Source organism: Rahnella sp. CFA14(1/10), from assembly GCF_004195095.1.
Classification (GTDB): domain Bacteria; phylum Pseudomonadota; class Gammaproteobacteria; order Enterobacterales; family Enterobacteriaceae; genus Rahnella; species Rahnella perminowiae.
In genome coordinates this window covers 22,031-42,785 of the sequence record NZ_SEWS01000010.1, presented here as the reverse complement: position 1 = coordinate 42,785, position 20,755 = coordinate 22,031, and the positions used below count along the sequence as shown (strand labels likewise).

17 protein-coding genes are annotated in these 20,755 nt (G+C 52.4%); 4 read left to right on the top strand and 13 right to left on the bottom strand.

Translation table 11 applies throughout. From position 1 onward, the window contains the following. The first annotated feature begins 77 nt into the window (after window positions 1-77). Window positions 78-1,061 (top strand): quinone oxidoreductase, encoded by a 984-nt coding sequence (locus EVX52_RS19385; protein ID WP_129954824.1) that lies wholly within the window; start codon window positions 78-80, stop codon window positions 1,059-1,061. Between the two features lie 510 nt (window positions 1,062-1,571). On the opposite strand, the gene pspG is transcribed toward EVX52_RS19385, so the two are convergent. The 5 genes from pspG to EVX52_RS19360 form a co-directional block, all read right to left on the bottom strand. Further along, window positions 1,572-1,808, bottom strand: coding sequence for an envelope stress response protein PspG (pspG, locus tag EVX52_RS19380; protein ID WP_129954825.1), 237 nt, complete (start codon window positions 1,806-1,808; stop codon window positions 1,572-1,574). A 191-nt stretch (window positions 1,809-1,999) separates the two neighbouring features. Continuing rightward, entirely contained in the window at window positions 2,000-3,004 is a 1,005-nt protein-coding gene (gene dusA / locus EVX52_RS19375) for a tRNA dihydrouridine(20/20a) synthase DusA (protein WP_129991937.1), read from the bottom strand. Between the two features lie 129 nt (window positions 3,005-3,133). After that, on the bottom strand, window positions 3,134-4,573 hold the full coding sequence (locus EVX52_RS19370; RefSeq protein WP_129954827.1) for a sugar porter family MFS transporter: 1,440 nt from the start codon (window positions 4,571-4,573) through the stop codon (window positions 3,134-3,136). 9 nt (window positions 4,574-4,582) lie between these two features. Continuing rightward, a complete protein-coding gene (locus EVX52_RS19365; protein WP_129991936.1) occupies window positions 4,583-5,482 on the bottom strand; it encodes an aldose 1-epimerase in 900 nt (299 codons plus the stop codon). A gap of 18 nt (window positions 5,483-5,500) precedes the next feature. Further along, complete coding sequence (locus EVX52_RS19360; RefSeq protein ID WP_129991935.1) at window positions 5,501-8,755, bottom strand: DUF5107 domain-containing protein; 3,255 nt, start codon at window positions 8,753-8,755, stop codon at window positions 5,501-5,503. A 109-nt stretch (window positions 8,756-8,864) separates the two neighbouring features. Between EVX52_RS19360 and EVX52_RS19355 the strand changes: the two genes are divergently transcribed. Together EVX52_RS19355 and zur are read left to right on the top strand one after the other, a co-directional pair. After that, window positions 8,865-10,052 carry an ROK family transcriptional regulator gene (locus tag EVX52_RS19355; protein ID WP_129991934.1) on the top strand — a complete coding sequence of 396 codons (1,188 nt, stop codon included), beginning with the start codon at window positions 8,865-8,867 and terminating at the stop codon, window positions 10,050-10,052. A gap of 99 nt (window positions 10,053-10,151) precedes the next feature. After that, window positions 10,152-10,661 (top strand): zinc uptake transcriptional repressor Zur, encoded by a 510-nt coding sequence (zur, locus tag EVX52_RS19350; RefSeq protein ID WP_129954862.1) that lies wholly within the window; start codon window positions 10,152-10,154, stop codon window positions 10,659-10,661. A gap of 151 nt (window positions 10,662-10,812) precedes the next feature. On the opposite strand, the gene EVX52_RS19345 is transcribed toward zur, so the two are convergent. The 4 genes from EVX52_RS19345 to EVX52_RS19330 all read right to left on the bottom strand — a co-directional run bounded on the left by EVX52_RS19345 (window position 10,813) and on the right by EVX52_RS19330 (window position 13,955). After that, window positions 10,813-11,022, bottom strand: coding sequence for a CsbD family protein (locus EVX52_RS19345; protein ID WP_013577368.1), 210 nt, complete (start codon window positions 11,020-11,022; stop codon window positions 10,813-10,815). A 189-nt stretch (window positions 11,023-11,211) separates the two neighbouring features. Continuing rightward, complete coding sequence (gene dinF / locus EVX52_RS19340) at window positions 11,212-12,576, bottom strand: MATE family efflux transporter DinF (RefSeq protein ID WP_129991933.1); 1,365 nt, start codon at window positions 12,574-12,576, stop codon at window positions 11,212-11,214. A gap of 282 nt (window positions 12,577-12,858) precedes the next feature. After that, on the bottom strand, window positions 12,859-13,467 hold the full coding sequence (lexA, locus tag EVX52_RS19335) for a transcriptional repressor LexA (protein WP_129954832.1): 609 nt from the start codon (window positions 13,465-13,467) through the stop codon (window positions 12,859-12,861). A gap of 119 nt (window positions 13,468-13,586) precedes the next feature. Continuing rightward, window positions 13,587-13,955, bottom strand: a complete 369-nt coding sequence (locus EVX52_RS19330) for a diacylglycerol kinase (protein WP_129954833.1) — start codon at window positions 13,953-13,955, stop codon at window positions 13,587-13,589. Window positions 13,956-14,190: 235 nt separating this feature from the next. Here EVX52_RS19330 and plsB point away from each other — a divergent pair, with 235 nt between their 5' ends. Then, the gene (plsB, locus tag EVX52_RS19325; protein WP_129991932.1) at window positions 14,191-16,674 is read left to right on the top strand and encodes a glycerol-3-phosphate 1-O-acyltransferase PlsB; all 2,484 of its coding nucleotides are present in this window, start codon (window positions 14,191-14,193) and stop codon (window positions 16,672-16,674) included. Window positions 16,675-16,773: 99 nt separating this feature from the next. Here the strand turns inward: plsB and ubiA are convergent, their stop codons facing one another. From ubiA to pgi, 4 genes are all read right to left on the bottom strand, one after another. After that, complete coding sequence (gene ubiA, locus EVX52_RS19320) at window positions 16,774-17,640, bottom strand: 4-hydroxybenzoate octaprenyltransferase (RefSeq protein WP_205951617.1); 867 nt, start codon at window positions 17,638-17,640, stop codon at window positions 16,774-16,776. Between the two features lie 41 nt (window positions 17,641-17,681). After that, on the bottom strand, window positions 17,682-18,221 hold the full coding sequence (ubiC, locus tag EVX52_RS19315) for a chorismate lyase (RefSeq protein ID WP_129954836.1): 540 nt from the start codon (window positions 18,219-18,221) through the stop codon (window positions 17,682-17,684). 89 nt (window positions 18,222-18,310) lie between these two features. After that, window positions 18,311-18,718 (bottom strand): phosphate-starvation-inducible protein PsiE, encoded by a 408-nt coding sequence (psiE, locus tag EVX52_RS19310; RefSeq protein WP_129954837.1) that lies wholly within the window; start codon window positions 18,716-18,718, stop codon window positions 18,311-18,313. A gap of 251 nt (window positions 18,719-18,969) precedes the next feature. Then, window positions 18,970-20,616 (bottom strand): glucose-6-phosphate isomerase, encoded by a 1,647-nt coding sequence (gene pgi / locus EVX52_RS19305; protein WP_129991931.1) that lies wholly within the window; start codon window positions 20,614-20,616, stop codon window positions 18,970-18,972. Window positions 20,617-20,755: the final 139 nt, after the last annotated feature.

Sequence of the window (20,755 nt, the reverse complement as noted above, 5' to 3'; positions counted from 1 at the left end):
CCCTTAGTGCCGAAAATCTGGATTGTCCGGGACATTTAGCCTAGGGTTGAAATCAGTCTCCATCACGAGGAAAAAACATGGCAAAGCGCATCCAGTTTTCTGAAACAGGTTCCCCGGACGTCCTGCAATACGTTGATTATCAGCCCCGGGATCCGCAGGCAGGTGAAGTCCAGGTCGAGAATAAAGCCATCGGCATCAACTATATTGATACTTACGTGCGCAGCGGTCTTTATGCACCAGCCAGTTTTCCGGCGGGTTTAGGCACGGAAGCGGCAGGCGTAGTCAGCAAAGTTGGCAGCGGTGTCACTGACATCAAACCGGGCGATCGTGTGGTATATGCACAATCCGCGCCTGGCGCTTACAGCGAATTCCATAACGTGCCGCAGGAAAAAATTGCTCTTTTGCCGGAGGCGATCAGCTTTGAACAGGCCGCAGCCTCTTTCCTTAAAGGGCTGACAGTTTATTATTTACTGCGCAAAACCCATGAAGTTCAGGCCGGTGAAACCATTCTCTTCCATGCCGCAGCAGGTGGCGTAGGCCTGATTGCCTGCCAGTGGGCGAAAGCACTGGGTGTAAAACTGATTGGCACCGTGGGCTCCGATGAAAAAGCTGAACGTGCCAGACAAGCCGGTGCGTGGGAAACCATTAATTACCGGACAGAAGATATCGCAACCCGCGTGGCAGAACTGACCAACGGTGAAAAAGTCGGTGTGGTTTATGACTCCGTCGGCAAAGATACCTTTGAAAAATCGTTAAACAGCCTGAAACGCCGCGGTTTGCTGGTCAGTTTCGGCAATGCGTCCGGCCCGGTAAAAGGCGTAGATCTGGCGATACTCAATCAGAAAGGTTCGCTGTTTGTGACGCGTCCTTCCCTGAATGGCTACGTGACTAACCGGGAAGAACTGCTGGAAGCAAGCAGTGAGTTGTTCTCACTGATCGCCAGTGGCGCGATAAAAGTGGAGGTCAGCGATGCCCAGAAATTCCCGCTTTCCGAGGCAAAACGCGCACATGAAACGCTGGAAAGCCGCGTGACGCAAGGCTCGAGTTTGCTCCTCCCATAACAGTTTCCTTAAGCCATTGACGTTACAGCAAGGCAGCAAACGAATGCGTTCCGATGAGCTTACTCAGGTAAGTGATTCGGGTGAGTGAGTGCAGCTAATACAGCTGTGGTGGCAAGGGCGACGGGGAAAAATGCAAAAAAGGCTTTCACGGATGTGAAAGCCTTTTTTACTGCCTGACTCAGACGACCTCTGATATCAGACGGGTACTGCTGTAGGGTACTGCCGGGTAAATCCGCAGGGCGATGTCACTTAAGCGACTATTGTGTGCCTCAGCGGACTTGATGAATTCGTTTTACAGCCTGCTGGCTGCCAATGAATTCCATCCTAACAGTCACCCATGTTAAAAAATATGATTTATGTATTTCGACCGCACATTCTGATTCAGCTTGTGATCGCTAGCACATAAGCAAAAGTTATCGCTGCAACGGTTACATTTTTTTGCGCTCAAAACACAGCCAGCAATCACCATGATTTCATGCGGTTACGTAAATCTATAAATTGAAGCTGTTATTACGGCAAGCGACGGCGGCGGTATTTCGGCTCATCAGGCCGGAAATATGTCCGATAAATCCAGACCGTAATCACGGCCAGAACCAGCCATGGTAACATTTTTATAACAATAGCCAGGAAGCCGCCCAACATCATCAGAGCAAATGCTACGATCAGGGCCGCAACCATACCCAGCAGAGAAATGCCGGTCAGCATCAGCATAAAGAAAAAACCAAGCACGAAGAGAATTTCCAGCATCGGGTGCTCCTTAATAAGCCATGTGCAATAAGACGTAGCGTCCAAACACGTATTAGCAATTACAAGAAACGTGCCAGTATGAGGGGGTAAATAATATGTTGAATAATAACGGAAAAAATCTTCGCAGGCACGTACAGCCTGCGAAAATATAGTAAATTTGACTAATAAATAGTGATTTTACTCACCTGTTTTCAGGCCTGCGCTGTCACTTGCTGCTGAGCAACCATTTGCAGCGCCTGTTCGACCACATCGATACCCGCACCCGCTTTATGTGCATTCTCGCTAAGATGGCGACGGAACTGACGCGCTCCCGGCACCCCCTGAAACAGGCCGAGAATATGACGGGTGATGTGGCCGAGGTAAGTGCCTTTGCTCAGTTCCGCTTCGATATACGGATACAGCGCGCGGATAATATCCGGCCCGGTTTTTAGCGGTGCATCAGAGCCGAATAATTCACGATCAACGTTCAGCAACATACCCGGATTCTGGTAAGCCTCGCGACCGACCATCACGCCATCCATATGTTGCAGATGCGTTTTAGCTTCTTCGAGGGTTTTGATGCCGCCGTTAATGGCCATGGTCAGGTGCGGGAAATCACGCTTGAGCTGATACACGCGCGGATAATCCAGCGGCGGAATTTCACGGTTTTCTTTCGGACTGAGGCCGGAAAGCCAGGCTTTACGCGCATGAATAATGAAAGTATCGCAACCGCCGTTTTCAGAGACCTGACGGATAAAATCACACAAGAATTCGTAGCTGTCCTGATCGTCAATGCCGATACGGGTTTTGACCGTAACCGGAACCGAGACGACATCGCGCATCGCTTTAATGCAGTCGGCGACCAGCGATGCCTGCCCCATCAGACAGGCACCAAACATGCCGTTCTGCACACGATCAGACGGGCAGCCAACATTCAGGTTAATTTCATCATAACCACGCTCTTGCGCCAGCTTCGCGCAATACGCCAGATCGGCCGGGTTGCTGCCGCCAAGCTGCAATGAAACCGGATGTTCTTCTTCACCAAACCCCAGATAATCCCCTTTGCCGTGAATAATGGCACCGGTGGTCACCATTTCGGTATACAGCAACGTCTGACCGGTTAACAGCCTGTGAAAATGGCGACAGTGGCGATCGGTCCAGTCGAGCATCGGCGCAACGGAAAAACGCTGGGCGGAAAAAGAGGTGGGCTGGGGCATTGCGTGTTGAGTTTCTGACATCGGCCTGACATTCGCTGAAGGGGTTCGTGGTGCTCCCTCCGGCGCAACGCCAGAGGGAAGTTAATCGCTGATTATACCACAGAACAAAGATTCGGCATCGTATGGGGTTTAGTGGCTTTCGGACATCGCCGCTTTTTCAGCTTTTCGCTCGGCGTCGGTACGGCTGAGACGCTGCTCCAGTGCTTCGAGCGTCACCCCGCGAGTTTCCGGCACGTTGCACTGGATGAAAATCCAACCCGCCAGACAGATAACAGCGTAGATGAAGAAACTGCCCGCCGCACCCAGCGCTGCGTTCATCAGCGGGAAGGTGTAAGTCAGCAGGAAACAGGCGATCCACAATGCCAGCGTGCCCACCGCCATCGCGTTACCACGCACCCGGTTAGGGAAGATTTCAGACAGCAATACCCAGGTCACCGGTGCCAGCGTCATGGCATAAATGGCGATAGCCACCAGCACCAGCAGTAACACCGGTAACCCCGTGACACCAAACGAATAAGACAGTCCGATCAAAATATAAATGACGGTCAGCCCCGCAGACCCCAGTTGCATCAGGCGACGGCGGCCGATTCTGTCCACCAGCGGCAGTGCCAGTAAAGTGAAAATAAGGTTGATGAGGCCGGTGGCGACAATCGATTTCAGCGTATCGTTGATGTCAAATCCCGCCGAGGCAAAAATTTCCTGTGCATAGTTGAATATCACGTTGATGCCGCACCATTGCTGGAAAATTGCCAGCACAATCCCCATCAGAATGACCGGCCTGACGCGCGGTTCCCACAGCGTGGAAAACGGCACTTTCTGGTTTTCCGAGCCCAGTGACCGGCGGATATCCGCCAGCGTAACGCGGGCATATTCCACGGAACCGATCCGTTGCAGAACTTTTTCGGCCTGCGGATAACGGTTAGCTTTCGCCAGCCAGCGCGGGGATTCCGGTACCACAAACATCAGGATCAGGAAGATGGCGGCCGGGATAGCTTCAGCACCAAACATATAACGCCAGCCGGTCTGACCGTTCCAGCTCTGTAAAATGTCCGCCTGCACAGCGGCAGAGGCGACCGGTTCGGCTATCATCAGATTAATAAGCTGTGCGGCCAGCACCCCCAGCACAATTGTCAGCTGATTCACGGCCACAAAGCGCCCGCGCTTTTCTGCCGGACTGATTTCTGCGATGTAAACCGGGGCCAGCGCGGAAGCCAGGCCAATCCCAACACCGCCCACAATTCGCCAGAACACAAAGCTGTTAAAGCTGAATGCCAGTGCCGTACCGACACCTGATGCAGTGAACAGAACGGCAGCGATAATCAGAGGCAGGCGACGTCCGTACCGGTCCGAAAGTGAGCCCGAACCTGCCGCGCCCAGAACACAACCCAACAGCGCGGAGCTCATGGCCCAGCCAGACATTGCCGCATCGGTGATGCCGAAATACGCCTCGTAGAAAGGTTTTGCGCCGCCGATCACCACCCAGTCATAGCCAAACAATAAGCCGCCGCAGGCAGCCACCAGACAAATCATCCACACGTAGGGCATATTCAAAGCTTTTGAGTCAGACATAAGCATTCCTCATTCCGGGATGTTAATCGTCGCGCTGTGCAGCGACATTTGCTGTGTCAGAGATTCGCCGGGAGATAACACCCGCAGCGAGCCCCCGTGCGGCAAATGATGATCGTTTGCCGCATGGGTCATGGGTTCAAAACAGAAGAAATCATGCTGACAACCGGGGTCAAAACGGCTGTCGGATATAAACAGGAAGAACACCGGGCAGTCCGGAGACGTGGTCAGCCGCAGCGTATGGCCGGATTCTGGCCAGACAATCTCTGCCTTGCCATCCCAGCCGGAAAAACCGTTATTCACCCAGTGGCGGGGAAGGGGCTGAGGCGTGCAGAAATCCAGACCGGCAGGCAGCTTGTTATGGTGTTTGCCCGCCAGCCACTGCGCGTCTTCCTGCCAGTAACCGGACGCTGTTGCCTGAAGACGGGTGGTTTCGCTGAGCGGGAAAAACGGGTGCCATCCCAGCCCGAAAGGCAGAGGATCAGCCCCCTGATTGGTGATACATAAGCTGATATCCAGCCGGTTATCATGCAAAGAAAAATGCTGCTCCGCCCGATAGCAGTAACTGTCGCTGCGATGCGTAAACGCCAGCGTCAGCGCGACCTCACTCTGGAAAACGCATTGCCAGTTTCCCAGCCAGCCATCGCCATGCAGATAATGCGCGTCCCCGGTGTTGGGCGGCAGAGTGTAATGGCGGCCTTCAAAATCAAAAGCGTTGCCTTTCAGACGGTTACCAAAGGGAAGAAGAGGAAAACAGGCCGACTCTGCGGCTGGGGTATCCTCACTCAGTACTGACGGGCGCAGCAGAGGGACATTGTCATCCGCCCGCTTTGCCAGCAGTTGCAGGATAGTGCCGCCGCATGGCGACACAGTCAATGCAAGCCGATGATTTTCCAGAGAATACAGAGCCATTTTTCTCTTCCCCTTCACTCAGCAATCCGGTAATTGTGAAAAGAGATGTGCTTTGGCACAGGAAGGATCCAGCGCAAAGATTTGCTGCAACACATCAGCGTAAGCCTCGTTTTCCAGACCACGCAGGGCCAGCGCTTTCACCAGCAGACAATGAATGCGATGCTCTTTCTGACGATCGCTGGTAAGCACGACTAAATCCGGCAATGACACCGCGAAGAAATCAGCCTGAACAGGCTGGTCCGCTGTGCTCTCCGCCCATTCCAGCATGTGCCTGAAGACCTGACGGCTTTGCTCTATATCATTAAGTTTGCGCAGTGCCATACCCTGATAGAACAAATAATCTACCGGCTGATCATTGTAATAGCGCCGCTCGCCAATCCCTTTGTCACCCGCCGCCGCACGCTCAAACCAAGTCTGCGCCTGTTTATGCTGCTGAAGTTTTTGCGCACAAATACCCAGCCAGAAGCAGATATCGTTATCCGTTTGCCCGACCAGCCGTCCTTCGCTGAGGTTTTGCGGATATTCCAGCGCGGATAACAGCTGCGCCTGCGCGGCAATCACATCTCCTGCACTGAGATATTCAAACGCCAGCAACTGTTTATTCAGCAGATACTGACCGGTGATGCGCCCTTCACCGCCTTCCCATGGATGGAATTTCCGGTCAGCCAGCAGCGCCCGTGCTGCCTGTAACTGTCCGCACTGGTTATATAAACTGAGAAGTTCAGCGATCAGATCGTCACGCTGTGTGGCGACGGACAACACTTTTTCCAACCGCGCCAGACGGATTTGCGGCGCAACGCCGGTCAGGCGATTAAGCAGATCAGATTCAAATAACAGCCGCGCATCCTGTGGCTGTAAACGGCACGCCTCTTCCAGACAGTGGTGCGCTTTTGCACTATCTTGCTGACGGTTCCACGCATCAATTCCCAGTCCGCGCCATGCATCCGCAAAGTCCGGTTCCAGCACCAGACAACGCTGCCAGCAGGCCACCGCCGTTTGTGTATTACCTTTGCTGTAATGGAAAGACGCCAGTAAATGCAAGGCAAATGCGTCATCAGGGAAAGCCTCAAGCATGCGAACTTCCGCCAGCCATTGCGGGAAACGAACATGCTGCGGGAAAGCATTTCGCGCTGCCAGACACAATGCCTCGCGCCCTTCTTTTTGCAGGGACGCTTGCAAATACAGCGGTAACGTTTCCTGACTTTTCAGCACGTCCAGCGCTTCGAGTGCCAGTGCATCCAGTCCGCAACCGGTCAGCTGAATGGCGATATTCATGGCGTTTTCGCCACGCCGGCCGGTGACATCGCGCAATTGCGCTGCCGATTTCGCATCAGGCGAAAGGTGATAACGCAGGAAGTGCAGAAGGTAATGCAGCGGGTAACGTGTTAAATGTGCTTCGATATACGTCTCGGCGTCCTGACCTAGCAGACACAGCAGCGTGGCTTTCAGTCCGATCAGGCCGTAATGATTCGCCTGCGTCGCCAACCCCTGCTCACAGAAACTCAGCGCCTGCGGATACTGCTCACGGCGGATGGCTATCCGTGTCAGCCCGAAGTAGCCCCCGGATTTAGCGTTGCCGCTCCAGACGGCGCGGTAATAGCTGTCAAAAGCCGCGTCAAAATCACCGGTCTCCTCAAGCGCGTTCGCACGAACGAGACTCGCCAGCCCGCATTGCGGATTCTTATTCAGTCTGTGTGCCCGGCTCAGCGCCACATCAGCAAAAGCCAGGGCCTGAGTAAAATTAGCCTGATTGTAGCTGAGTGTTGCCAGCGCCAGATTGCAGCGATAATCCAGCGCATCCAGTTCCACACCACGCCGGTAATAATTCACAGCCCCCTGACTGGCATGGTTGTATTGCTCAAGATGCTGACCGATAAACCAGGCCTCATCTGCAGAAGTGATGTCCTGCGCGGGCAAGGGCGCGCTGGCAGGCGACGGTAACGGCGTCTCACTGGCCTGATGTTCCAGATAGGACAACAGCTCTTGCCCCTGTTCATTCAGCAAGCGCAGCTGAAGGCGCGATGGGAATTCGCCACTCAGTTCGCCCTGAACCACGTCTCCAGGCTGCAAAGTCATGTCCTTTTCCAGCAGAATTTGCGTGCCATCTTCAGAACTGATCCTGATTTTCGCGCCTTGCAACGGACTGACCGCATAAATGCCCCACGCCAGTTTTGGCCCGTGACGCTCAAGTTTAATCACCGCCTGCCCGGAGGCATTCTGCACCGTACCCAGGGCACTGTAAGGCAGGAAGTTCTGAACGAAACACTTCTCCTCAAATGCATCCAGCCAGGTGAAATCCGGCTGATTATCGGTGAATACGCCGGTCATCAGCTCAATATAAGGCCCGTTGTTATCGGTCAGATTACGATCCCACGCACGACCGAAATCGCAGTTCCCCCACGTCCACTGCTTTTTACCCGGCGATACATGATGGTCAGCGATGTGCAGTAATCCGCCCTGCTGTTCGTGGTCATACGCGCCCACGAAGTCATAGTCAGATTTGTCGGCCATGTAGGACGTCGGAACGGGAATGTTTTTATAGCGCGAGATATCCACGCCCGCCGAGTAATCCACCTTATAATAGGTGCCGGTGGCTATCGGGAAGGAAGAAACGTCCCGTTTACCGTGATCGAAAACGGCGGTGACATCCGGCGGAAATACGCTCTGATGGCCATCACCGCCGGTAACTGCCGGATTAGCCCACCACAGGAAATGGCGCGGCGTCGGATTGCCGTTGTAAATTTTGGCGCTGATTTCCAGCAGCGCTTTATCGGGATAAAGGGTGAAACCGGTCATTACCTGCAAGCCGCGCATCGGTTCCACTTCGCCCATCCACACGGTTTGAGCACCGTTATCGTGTGCCTGAAGAGTGAAATCCACCGGCATAAAAGTGGTCGGACGGTGATGCTGCGGCCAGTTAAATTCGATACCCCCGGAAATCCACGGCCCCAGTAAACCGACCAGCGCGGGTTTCACCACTTCGTTGTAATAGACAAAATCACGCTGTTTTATTTTGTCCCAGGCACGGTGGACACGACCACCCAGCTCCGGTAGCAGCATGATTTTAAGAAAATCATTTTCCAGATACAGCGCCTGATAGGTTTTCATAACCTTCTCACCGGTCAGCGTATCCGTCACGCCGTACGGATATACCGCACCGGAAGACCCCTGATAAACCCGGTGTGCCAGAAACATCGGGTGCGTGTCCTGTTTTCCTGTCAGCCAGGTCGGGAGCTCGATCGCTTCCTGCCAGACTTTTACCGCTGTGCTCATGATTTCCCCTCAGTGCGCTGGATCGAAATATCAATTTCGAGATTCTACGCAGCGTACTGACAGGGAGGATTTGCTACGGTCACGCAATTCAGTAAACGGGGTTTAGTAAATGTCGGTAACCGGATTGAATAATCTGCGGCTGCGTCAGTTCAATAAGCAGGTGCTGATGACGTTGCTATATCGCGAGAAAAATGCCAGTAAATCCACGCTGGCCAGGCTTTCCCGTCTGTCGATCCCGGCCGTCAGTAAGATCCTCGACGATCTGCAAAATGATGGCTTAATCATCCACAGTCCGGTCAATTTACACTCGCGCGGGCTGGGCGGCGGAAGTTACCAGATAGCCACCGACGGCAGCGCCGTGCTGTGCCTGAATATCACGCCTTACCGCATCGAAAGTATTCTGGTCAGCAGACTCGTTTTACCGCTGAGTGACTATCAAATGACGGAGATTTCGGTCAGAACGCCGGATGCACTGCTGACGCAAATCGAAGCCTGCTTTCATCAGTACAAAAAAAGCTATCCCGGACTGAAAATCCGGCTGGCACTGGCGATCCACGGGCAGGTTAATCCGACTACCGGCGTATCACAGCGGATGCCGCAGGCACCCTGGACCGGTGAAATTGAGATTAAGTATCTTCTGGAAGAAAAGTTGCAAACTGACATCCTGATGGACAATGACTGCATCATGCTGGCGCTGGCGGAGAAATGGCAAGGCATTAATTATCATCAGGATTTTTGTGTAATTAATGTCGATTACGGCATCGGTTCTTCCTTCGTGATTAACCAGCAAATTTATCGCGGTAATCTGTTTGGCAGCGGACAAATCGGCCATACCATCATTGATCCCCAAGGCGACCGGTGCGCCTGCGGACGATATGGTTGCCTCGAAACGCTGGCCTCATTGTCAGCATTAAAGAAAAAGGCCCGTCAGCTTGAGCCTGCGGATCCGGCAAGGAGAACGCCTTCAACACAGGAACTGATCGACCGCTATCATCGGGGTGAAAGTGCCATTTGCGAGCAGGTTATGGAAGGTGCCCGCGCGCTGGGGCTGAGTCTGTATAACTTTCTCAACATTCTGAATATCAATCACATTTATCTTTATGGCCGCAGTTGTGGTTTTGGCGATGCCTGGCTGAAAACCGTCTGCGGACAAAGCGGCCTCAATCCCTTTGATCGTATCGATCACGTCAAAACTCAGGCGACGCATATTGCACCGGGAATACTGAGCCGGGAGCAGCAGATTATGGGTATCGGATATCTGTATGTGGAAAAGGCGCTGGACGCGATGGCAGGTTGAATGGCGCATAATTCGTCGTTTTGGTGCAAGCATGGTAAAATCATCACGGGTCGCATGATGTGGCCTCTTTATTCCAATCTGCGCTCAGAGACCGTTGCCATGACCCTGAATAACCCGGAAAAATTACTTTCACAAGCTGAAGAGCTTTGCCAGCAGCGCAATGTTCGCCTGACCCCGCAGCGGCTGGAAGTACTGCGTCTGATGACGCAACAACCCGGTGCGATCAGCGCCTATGATTTGCTGGATCTGTTGCGTGTGAGCGAACCTCAGGCGAAACCGCCAACGGTTTACCGGGCGCTGGATTTTCTGCTGGAACAGGGGTTTATTCACCGCGTTGAATCTGCAAATAGTTATGTTCTCTGCCATCATTTTGAAGAGCCAAGCCATACTTCTGCGCTGTTTATCTGTGACCGCTGTGGGCTGGTCACCGAAAAAACCACCGATGGCATTGAAGAACGCCTGGCAAAACTGGCAATGGAATCCGGTTTTGATCTTCGCCATTCTGTGGTGGAAGCGCATGGATTATGTGCAGAATGTAAAGTAGTGGAAACCTGTGACAGCCATGACCGGTGTGATCACGACCACAGTATAGTGGTGAAAAAACGCTGAGAGATGAAGGTGTTACGGAAGAGGAACTGAAAGACTGCGGGAAGGTGAAATGCAAAGGTTGGGTACTTCCGTGTACCCGTATCCTGAATTGTTCCGGGTAGGAGCAGCATTTTTCAGGATACGTCACTGATATGCGAGGGGGAGTCGCATGTTACCAGTGATATTTATTTTTGGTTTCCCATTCATTGAGCTCTTTCTCGGCCTGATCTTTCTGATAGCCATAGCGCTCCTGAATTTTACCCACTAACTGATCACGTTTACCTTCAACCACTGTCAGGTCATCATCAGTCAATTTACCCCATTGTTCTTTCACTTTCCCTTTGAACTGTTTCCAGTTACCGTCGGCTTGATCCTTATTCATAATAATATCTCCTGTTACCTTGGGTTTTGTGAACTGCATTTCTGGCTTGCAGTTCGTCCTTAACACTTCAAAGGTTAGTAGAGAATCTCGATTAATCCTCCTGAAACAGAGATAAAACCCGTTATTAGGATTAATCCAAAGCAGGAAATAACGCCAGGGCGGGGTTTATTCCTTTGAAAAGCATACAAATCATTCCGCATGAAGCGAAAACCAGGTGTCGTGCCGCCAGTAACGGCACCAAATCCAGCCAAGGGATAATCCCCGCATCCCCAGGAAAACCGTCAATGCCAGCCACAAGGCATGGTTGCCCAACAGCGGTAAGCTGAAAAGCGTCAGCCCGTATCCTATCGCCGCCACGACCATACTGTTACGCATATCCCGCCCGCGCGTGGCACCGATAAACATGCCATCCAGTAAATAACACCAGACAGCTACCAGCGGCAGGATGATTTGCCAGCCCAGATAATGGTCCGCCAGTTCGCGTAACTCAGGTAGTGACGTCAGCGCATCAATGATCGCCCCGCCTGCAAGCGCATAAATCAGGGCAAAAATCAGGGCAACCAGCCCGGCCTGACGGCACGCGGCATGCCAGACATCCAGCAATTTCTGGCGATTCCGGGCACCGAATGCTTCACCGGAATGCGCTTCGATAGCATAGGCAAAACCGTCCAGCGCAAAAGCGGTGAAGGTCAGCAGGTTCATCAGCACCGCATTCACCGCCACGATGTGGCTGCCAAGCCGTGCGCCGAGAACGGTCAGTGAGGCAAAGCAAAGCTGAAGCAGAAGTGAACGCAACATAATGTCGCGGTTAAGCCCCAGCAGACGGCGCAGGTTACCACGCCAGGCCGAGGTGATTTGTGCGCCGGTTATACCCCGTTGCTTCATTACCCGCCAGACAAAGTACAGCCCGATAAATAGCGTGAAATACTCGGAACTTGCCGTCGCCATGGCAGCACCACGCACATTCCAGCCCAGCCCCATCACCAGCCACAGATCCAGAATGATATTCAGCAGATTCCCGGCAATCAGCAAAATCACCGGCCCGCGAACATACTGAATGCCCAACAGCCAGCCAAGGATCACCAGATTCGCCAGTGAAGCCGGGGCACTGAACCAGCGAATTTCGATAAACAGCCTCGCCTGTTCAAGCACCGGTTGGCTGCCCCCGACGATATGAAACGCCTGTTCCATCAGGGGGTGCCGGAACAACACTATGGTGAGACCAGACAATACGGCCAGCAGAAAGGGTTGTACGAAAGCGCGCGCCAGCAACCGGTTATCATTCGCGCCCAGCGCCTGAGCGGTCATGCCGGTGGTACTCATCCGTAAAAAAAGTAAGAGCATAAAGAGGAAAGTCGTGATCATCGAACCCACAGCCACTCCGCCGAGATAATCCGGGCTGTCGAGATGACCGATCACCGCCGTATCCACAAGCCCGAGAAGAGGCACCGTGATATTTGAAAAAATCATCGGCAATGCCAGCCTCCAGAGCGCCTTATCAGCGGGGCTTAAAAAGGTGTTTTTGAGTGTTTGTCGCGGGGAATGATGTTGCATAGAGAATCTCATGCCGGAGGTTCAGGTTATGCCTGTAAGTGACATCGCCCCGGAAGGGGCGACAAGATGAAACGTTAAAGCTTAGCGGTATGTCAGAGGCGGCTAACGAACCCGCAAATCAACAATATGACCATTGGGATCAAGAATTTGACCCAGTAATATCTGACCGAGTCATTCGAGTTGCAGGAAGGCGGCAAGTAAAAAAATCCCGATGAGCTGACAGGAGTCAGTGATTCGGGTGAACGCACGCAGCCAACGCATCTGCAGCCCGAAGTACGAAGGTCAGATCCAGTCACCGTTGCGGATGACGCCTACGGCCAGCCCTTCAATGCTGAAATTCTGCTCACGTAAATCAACCACGATCGGCTGGAAATCGCTGTTTTCAGGCAATAACTGCACCACACTGCCCTGTTTTTTCAGACGTTTCACGGTGACTTCATCATCTATACGGGCCACAACAACCTGTCCATTACGCACGTCTTGCGTTTTATGTACAGCCAGCAGATCGCCATCAAGAATACCGATATCACGCATCGACATACCGCTGACACGCAGCAGGAAATCGGCACTCGGCTTAAACATGGCCGGATCGACCTGATAGTGTCCTTCAATATGTTGCTGGGCCAGCAACGGCTCACCGGCAGCAACCCGGCCGATCAGCGGTAAACCCTCTTCTTCTTCCATCAGCAAACGAATGCCACGTGATGCGCCGGAAACAATCTCAATAACACCCTTACGCGCCAGCGCTTTGAGATGCTCTTCCGCCGCATTGGGGGAACGGAACCCCAGACGTGATGCAATCTCTGCGCGGGTGGGTGGCATACCGGTGGTGGAGATATGATCGCGAATAAGGTCGTAGACCTCTTGTTGTCTGGTCGTTAAAGCTTTCATTCCGCCCCCTGGTTGTTTATACAGTCTTGCTGTGAGTATATACAGCTAAACGATCAATGAAAACCTAAGATTGAATAAAAACAGGGCATAACGTTGATTCCTGGAATGCAGATTCCAAATCAGAACCATCGTGGCCAAAAGATGCTGACCCAGACAAAAAACGCCAATATGATGGTCAGAAGTACGGCAGCCGAGCCGATATCTTTTGCACGACCTGAAAGTACGTGAAACTCAGATCCGATACGGTCTATCGCGCATTCTACCGCGCTGTTGAGCAGTTCAGTGACACAGACCAAAACAACGGATCCCACCAGCAGAATGCGTTCTACGGGGCTGACATCAAACCAAAAAGATAACAAAATTAACGGAATAGCGACGCTGGCTTCCTGGCGAAAGGCCGCTTCATTTTGCCATGCCGCTTTCAGCCCTTTCCAGGAATAGCCAGCTGCTTTATAAATTCGGGTAAATCCAGTGACTTGGTTAGCCATTTCTTTTACTGATCCTTAGAGAATTTGCCGCACTTTATACCCCAAATAGTCGGGGTGCAGAAAGGCGGTAAAGAAGTGAATCCTGATGAGCTTACATGAGTAAGTGATTCGGGTGAACGTCTTAAGCCAACACCCCTGCGGCTTGAAATAAGAAGGGTATTGCATCACCACAGATCTCATCTGAGCTTTCTGGTATCCTTGCGGCGAAATGGCTAACAAGAGGCTTCACGTTTTTATGTCAGGTTGGCGTAGACTTTATTACACATTATTGAATTTACCGCTCTCATTGCTGGTAAAGAGCAAGGTCATACCTTCAGATCCGGTTACCGAGTTGCATTTAGACCCGACGCGGCCGATTTTGTATGTATTGCCCTATAATTCCAAAGCCGATTTGCTGACGTTGCGTGCGCAATGTCTGGCACAGAATCTGCCTGATCCCCTTATTCCGCTGGAAATTGACGGAACCCTGCTGCCAAGCCATGTCTTTATTGCTGAAGGTCCGCGCGTATTCTCTTATTACACGCCGAAGCAGGAATCCGTAAAGCTGTTCCACGACTACCTTGATTTGCACCGCAATAACCCGGATTTAGACATTCAGATGTTGCCGGTGTCGGTGATGTTTGGTCGGGCACCGGGCCGTGAAGGTCAGGATGACACGCCACATCTGCGCGTACTGAACGGCATCCAGAAATTCTTCGCTGTGCTTTGGCTGGGGCGGGACAGTTTTGTCCGCTTCTCCAATACCGTTTCCCTGCGTTATATGGCGACGGAACACGGCACAGATAAAACCATTGCTCAAAAGCTGGCACGTGTGGCGCGGATGCACTTCTCCCGTCAACGTCTGGCCGCCGTTGGCCCACGTCTTCCGGCACGTCAGGACTTGTTCAACAAATTGCTGTCCTCAAAAGCCATTGAAAAAGCGATTGAAGACGAAGCCCGCAGCAAGAAAATTTCCCACGAAAAAGCCCAGCAAAATGCCATCGCCCTGATGGAAGAGATTGCCGCTGACTTCTCTTATGAAGCCGTGCGCCTCTCTGATCGCGTACTGAGCTGGACGTGGAACCGTTTGTACAAAGGCATCAATGTTAATAATGCTGAGCGTGTACGCCAGCTGGCGCTGGACGGTCAGGAAATTGTGTATGTGCCCTGCCACCGCAGCCACATGGACTATCTGCTTCTGTCTTACGTGCTCTATCATCAGGGGCTGGTACCGCCGCATATTGCCGCTGGCATCAACCTGAATTTCTGGCCAGCTGGCCCGATTTTCCGCCGTCTGGGCGCGTTCTTTATTCGTCGAACCTTCAAAGGCAACAAGCTCTATTCAACGGTGTTCCGTGAATATCTGGGCGAACTATTCAGCCGTGGTTATTCGGTGGAATACTTTGTGGAAGGGGGACGTTCGCGAACCGGACGCCTGCTGGAGCCGAAAACCGGTACGCTGGCCATGACCATTCAGGCCATGCTGCGAGGCGGTTCACGCCCGATTACGCTGGTGCCAATTTACATCGGTTATGAGCACGTCATGGAAGTGGGCACCTATGCCAAAGAATTGCGCGGTGCGACTAAAGAGAAAGAAAGCCTGACGCAAATGCTTAACGGCTTGCGCAAGCTGCGCAATCTCGGCCAGGGTTATGTGAACTTTGGTGAACCGCTGCATCTGACCACTTACCTGAACCAGAATGTGCCGACCTGGCGTGAAGCCATCGACCCGATCGAAGCACAACGTCCGAGCTGGCTGACGCCAACGGTACAGGATTTAGCAGAACAGATCATGGTGCGTATCAACAATTCAGCAGCAGCCAATGCCATGAACTTGTGTTGTACCGCGCTGCTGGCCTCACGCCAGCGTTCACTGACCCGTGAACAACTGACCGAGCAAATAGACTGCTACCTGCAATTACTGCGTAACGTACCTTACAACGCGGATTCAACGGTGCCGGATCTGACTGCCGATCAGTTGCTCGATCACGCGCTGAACATGAACAAGTTCCAGGTTGAGAAAGACAACATTGGCGACATCATCGTACTGCCGCGCGAACAGGCCGTTCTGATGACGTACTACCGCAACAACATCCATCATATGCTGGTGTTGCCGTCGCTGATTTCAAGCATTGTGATGCATCACCGTCAGGTCAGCCGCGCGGAATTACTGCGTCAGGTCGAACTGATTTATCCGATGCTCAAAGCCGAATTGTTTATGCATTTCGAGACGACTGAGCTGCCACAGGTATTGGATGTTTTGACGCTGGAACTGGCACGTCAGCAAATCATTCATCTTGAAGATGATGAACTGACCCTTAATCCGGCGCGGATCCGTACCCTGCAACTGCTGGCGGCCGGTGTACGTGAAACGCTGCAACGCTACGCGATTACCTTCTCCCTGCTCACCAATAACCCAAGTATCAACCGTGGTGCGCTGGAGAAAGAGAGCCGGATTATGGCGCAGCGTTTGTCCGTACTGCACGGTATCAATGCCCCTGAATTCTTCGATAAAGCCGTTTTCTCGACGCTGGTCGGTACACTTCGCGCTGAAGGCTATATCAGTGACAGCGGTGATGCCATTCAGGAACAAACACGTGAAATTTATCTCATGCTCAGTGATCTGATGACATCAGACATCAAGCTGACCATTGAGAGTGCGGGTATGCCGTCTGATTTGCCGCAACCGACTGCCCCTCCGGCGGAGCCGAAGCTGGATGTGCGCGATACCAATCATTAACCGCCATTAGCGCCAGCCAGTGCTGGCTGCATAAAAACGCCCGGACTCTTTACGGAGGCCGGGCGTTTTTTTATGGGCGTTGAATCAGTTCAGGAATATTTACAACGTGAACCCTGACAGGCTCATCAGAATGCCGAGGAACAGCACCAGCCCGACATAATTGTTCTGGCGGAAAGCCAGGAAACAGGCATCACGTTCACGTTTGGCAATCAGCTTCTGCTGATGTACAAACAGCGCAGCAGCCAGCAGCAGCGACCAGTAAAACGGTGCACCGAGCTGGGAAAGATGGCCGACAATGCCCATCAGCACCAGCGTTGCCAGTTGCAGCAGGCCGATGATCAGCGTGTCAAAACGACCAAACAGAATCGCTGTCGATTTCACGCCGATCTTCACATCATCGTCACGATCGACCATCGCGTATTGCGTATCGTAAGCCACCGTCCAGCAGATATTTGCCACGAACATTAACCAGCAACTGAGCGGCACACTTTCGCTCACCGCCGCATAAGCCATCGGGATAGCCCAGCCAAACGCTGCGCCTAAAACGACCTGAGGCAGATGACTGACGCGCTTCATGAATGGGTAAATCCATGCCAGCGCCAGTCCGGCCAGAGACAGTAAAATGGTCATGCGGTTAAGCAGCAGAACCAGCAGGAATGACACCAGCACCAGTCCGACGAATAATATTTTCGCCTGCTTGCCAGTGATCGCCCCGCTCGGCAATGGCCGTTGAGCGGTACGTTTTACATGACCATCAAATTTGCGATCGGCGTAGTCATTCACTACGCAACCGGCGGCACGCATGAAAAACACGCCCAGCACGAAGACCAGCAAAATCTTCGCAGAGGGCATTCCGCCACCGGCTACCCACAGCGCCCATAACGTTGGCCACAACAGCAACAATGAGCCGATCGGCTTATCAATACGCATCAGGCGGCAGTAATCACGCCATGTGCCCTGAGTCATACTTCCTGACACTCTTTGTTCTCCTGCTTGGTTAGTCTGACTCATTCCTGCTCCGCCTGGCTTTGCGGACGATGAACCGGTGAGTCCGGTAGGAAAATTTCGGTCAACAACAGCGGCTTGTCAGACAAGCGCAGGCGGGAACGGCGTGCCCATAACTCGCCCTGCTCACTGTGTAATTGACCCAGATGGATATAATCACGGGACAGATTATTGCCACTGAACAGGTAGCGGCCCAGCGGCACAGTCCCTAAATCGACCAGCGCCAGATCTGGCCCGGTCAGTGTTTCTTCAGGAATGACCGTGCGCCCCAGCAGCCACGGTTGTGCGTCACCAAACAATACGATTTCCCGGATCCAGTAACGGGCGCTTTCCGGCAACTGCTGCGCCTCGCTTTCACCCAGTTCTTCGCGGCTGACAAAACATTCGTTTTGCGGTTTCACGGTGACGGTCACACCCTGTTTTTCAAACCGGCGGGTCATGGATCCCATTTCCATCAGCCAGTCAGCCACATCCGCAGGCACCTGCGAAGGATCGTCAAACCAGTGGATCGGGGATTTTTCGGTGGAATGGGAATCAGACATCAATAGCTCCGTAATGAAGGTGTTCATACCTCCAATGAATTATCTGCCTCACATTCTAGCGTATGAATGCGAGGCAGTAATTGCCTCATTTATTCGCGACGCAGACGTTCGCCATTGGCCAGGAACAGCGTCACAACCAGCACCAGGATGGCGCAGGCGTAAACCAATGTGTCGTAAGGACTTTTGTGATCAACGATGATCAAACGGATGATCGCGGTGATACCGATGTAAATGAAATAGCGTAAAGGGAAATGATAGCCCGATGAAAAATATTTAATTATCAGGGCAATAAACTCAAAATAGAGGAAGTAAATCACAATCCCCTCGATGAGCAGATACGAGGACGACTGATCGTTATTCACGAACAGCACCATTGCTAAGTGGTAGGTTTCACGCCCGATAAAAATCATCAGGATTGCGGCCAGTCCTAATAAGAATATGTTCAAAATTCGCTGCATAATGACGGATATCATTAATGCCCGCTTTGATCCTGCCATGTGATCTACATCCCACTTTTGTTATTAATACCCGCAGAATACCACAGAGTCAGCACAGGAAAAGCGCCATTAAAAAAGGGCCAGCCGGTGAAGGCTAACCCTTTTATTTTGACGTATAAAAACCTTAATGCCCTAAATCATTCGTGTTGCATCCAGGCGGCAACTGAATGAATCCCCGGGAGCATACACAAGTATGTGACCGGGGTTCATGAAGGCAGCCAACGCCGGGGCAGCGCGAAGGATAACGGGTATTAGCGCCAGTTTTTGAAGCGGTTGATCAGACCGTTAGTCGAACTGTCATGCCCGGTCACGTCTTTGTCATCTTCCAGTTCTGGCAGGATACGGTTTGCCAGCTGTTTGCCCAGTTCTACACCCCATTGGTCGAAGGTGTAGATGTTGAGGATCACGCCCTGAGTAAAGATTTTGTGTTCGTACATCGCGATCAACGCACCCAGGCTGTAAGGCGTGATTTCACGCAGCAGGATGGAGTTGGTCGGACGGTTCCCTTCGAACACTTTGAACGGCGCAACGTGTTTCACGTCTTCCGGTTTTTTGCCCTGATCGGCGAATTCTTTCTCGACAACGTCCAGAGATTTACCGAATGCCAGCGCTTCCGTCTGGGCGAAGAAGTTAGACAGCAGTTTCGCGTGGTGATCGCTCAGCGGGTTATGGCTGATGGCTGGCGCAATGAAGTCACAAGGGATGATTTTAGTCCCCTGGTGAATCAGCTGATAAAACGCATGCTGGCCGTTAGTGCCCGGCTCACCCCAGATGATCGGGCCCGTCTGGTAATCCACCGGATTACCGTTACGGTCAACGAACTTACCGTTAGATTCCATGTTGCCTTGCTGGAAGTAAGCGGCAAAACGGTGCATGTACTGGTCGTATGGCAGGATAGCTTCGGTTTCAGTGCCGTAGAAATCGTTATACCAGATGCCGATCAGTGCCAGCAGCACCGGCAGGTTTTTCTCAGCCGGCGTATTCGCGAAGTGTTTGTCCATTGCATGAGCACCGCTCAGCAATTGTTCGAAGTTATCGAACCCAACAGACAACGCGATAGACAGACCGATTGCTGACCACAGAGAGTAACGACCGCCGACCCAGTCCCAGAATTCGAACATGTTGTCGGTATCGATACCAAACTCGCTCACTGCTTTACCGTTGGTAGACAGCGCAGCGAAGTGTTTCGCCACGTGTTTGTTGTCGCCGGCAGTTTCCAGGAACCAGTCACGCGCGCTGTGGGCGTTGGTCATGGTTTCCTGTGTGGTGAAGGTTTTTGATGCCACCAGGAACAGCGTGGTTTCCGGAGACAAATCTTTCAGCGTTTCAGCGATATGCGTGCCATCTACGTTGGAGACGAAATGCATATTCAGATGATTTTTGTACGGACGCAGTGCTTCAGTCACCATGAACGGACCGAGGTCTGAACCGCCGATCCCGATGTTCACCACATCAGTGATGGCTTTGCCGGTATACCCTTTCCACTCGCCACCGATAACGCGCCCGGTGAAACCTTTAATTTTCGCCAGAACTGCGTTCACTTCCGGCATAACATCTTTGCCGTCCACGATGATTGGTGTGTTGCTGCGGTTACGCAGGGCTACGTGCAGAACAGCACGGTCTTCGGTGCGGTTGATCTTCTCGCCAGAGAACATCGATTTGATTGCGCCCTGAAGGTCAGTCTCTTTCGCCAGCGCCTGCAGTTTATCGAGCGTCTCTGCAGTGATACGGTTTTTAGAGAAATCGACCAGCATCTGGTCTTCAAACGTGGCAGAGAATTTGGAGAAACGATCACCATCTTCAGCAAACAGATGGCTAATCTGCACATCTTTCATCTTGTCGAAATGCTGCTGCAGGGCTTGCCAGGCAGCGGTCTGAGTTGGATTGATATTTTTCATAGCAATGCTCTTAGGCTGAGAATAAATATGAGGTAACTGTCCCGATTGTAGCCTGAAGTTCCCGGGAAGAGATGCCTTTTCTTGCGATAGGTCAGATCTGCTTAATCACAATGACAGAGAACAATATTAGATGAGAATC

Bases quoted from the DNA above. Each gene is read 5' to 3' on its own strand.
- EVX52_RS19360 (WP_129991935.1), bottom strand. From the start codon at position 8,755: ATGAGCACAGCGGTAAAAGTCTGGCAGGAAGCGATCGAGCTCCCGACC.
- plsB (WP_129991932.1), top strand. From the start codon at position 14,191: ATGTCAGGTTGGCGTAGACTTTATTACACATTATTGAATTTACCGCTC.
- EVX52_RS19355 (WP_129991934.1), top strand. From the start codon at position 8,865: ATGTCGGTAACCGGATTGAATAATCTGCGGCTGCGTCAGTTCAATAAG.
- psiE (WP_129954837.1), bottom strand. From the start codon at position 18,718: ATGGCAGGATCAAAGCGGGCATTAATGATATCCGTCATTATGCAGCGA.
- dusA (WP_129991937.1), bottom strand. From the start codon at position 3,004: ATGCCCCAGCCCACCTCTTTTTCCGCCCAGCGTTTTTCCGTTGCGCCG.
- ubiA (WP_205951617.1), bottom strand. From the start codon at position 17,640: ATGACTCAGGGCACATGGCGTGATTACTGCCGCCTGATGCGTATTGAT.
- lexA (WP_129954832.1), bottom strand. From the start codon at position 13,467: ATGAAAGCTTTAACGACCAGACAACAAGAGGTCTACGACCTTATTCGC.
- EVX52_RS19330 (WP_129954833.1), bottom strand. From the start codon at position 13,955: ATGGCTAACCAAGTCACTGGATTTACCCGAATTTATAAAGCAGCTGGC.
- zur (WP_129954862.1), top strand. From the start codon at position 10,152: ATGACCCTGAATAACCCGGAAAAATTACTTTCACAAGCTGAAGAGCTT.
- EVX52_RS19365 (WP_129991936.1), bottom strand. From the start codon at position 5,482: ATGGCTCTGTATTCTCTGGAAAATCATCGGCTTGCATTGACTGTGTCG.
- pspG (WP_129954825.1), bottom strand. From the start codon at position 1,808: ATGCTGGAAATTCTCTTCGTGCTTGGTTTTTTCTTTATGCTGATGCTG.
- EVX52_RS19345 (WP_013577368.1), bottom strand. From the start codon at position 11,022: ATGAATAAGGATCAAGCCGACGGTAACTGGAAACAGTTCAAAGGGAAA.
- ubiC (WP_129954836.1), bottom strand. From the start codon at position 18,221: ATGTCTGATTCCCATTCCACCGAAAAATCCCCGATCCACTGGTTTGAC.
- EVX52_RS19385 (WP_129954824.1), top strand. From the start codon at position 78: ATGGCAAAGCGCATCCAGTTTTCTGAAACAGGTTCCCCGGACGTCCTG.
- dinF (WP_129991933.1), bottom strand. From the start codon at position 12,576: ATGCAACATCATTCCCCGCGACAAACACTCAAAAACACCTTTTTAAGC.
- pgi (WP_129991931.1), bottom strand. From the start codon at position 20,616: ATGAAAAATATCAATCCAACTCAGACCGCTGCCTGGCAAGCCCTGCAG.
- EVX52_RS19370 (WP_129954827.1), bottom strand. From the start codon at position 4,573: ATGTCTGACTCAAAAGCTTTGAATATGCCCTACGTGTGGATGATTTGT.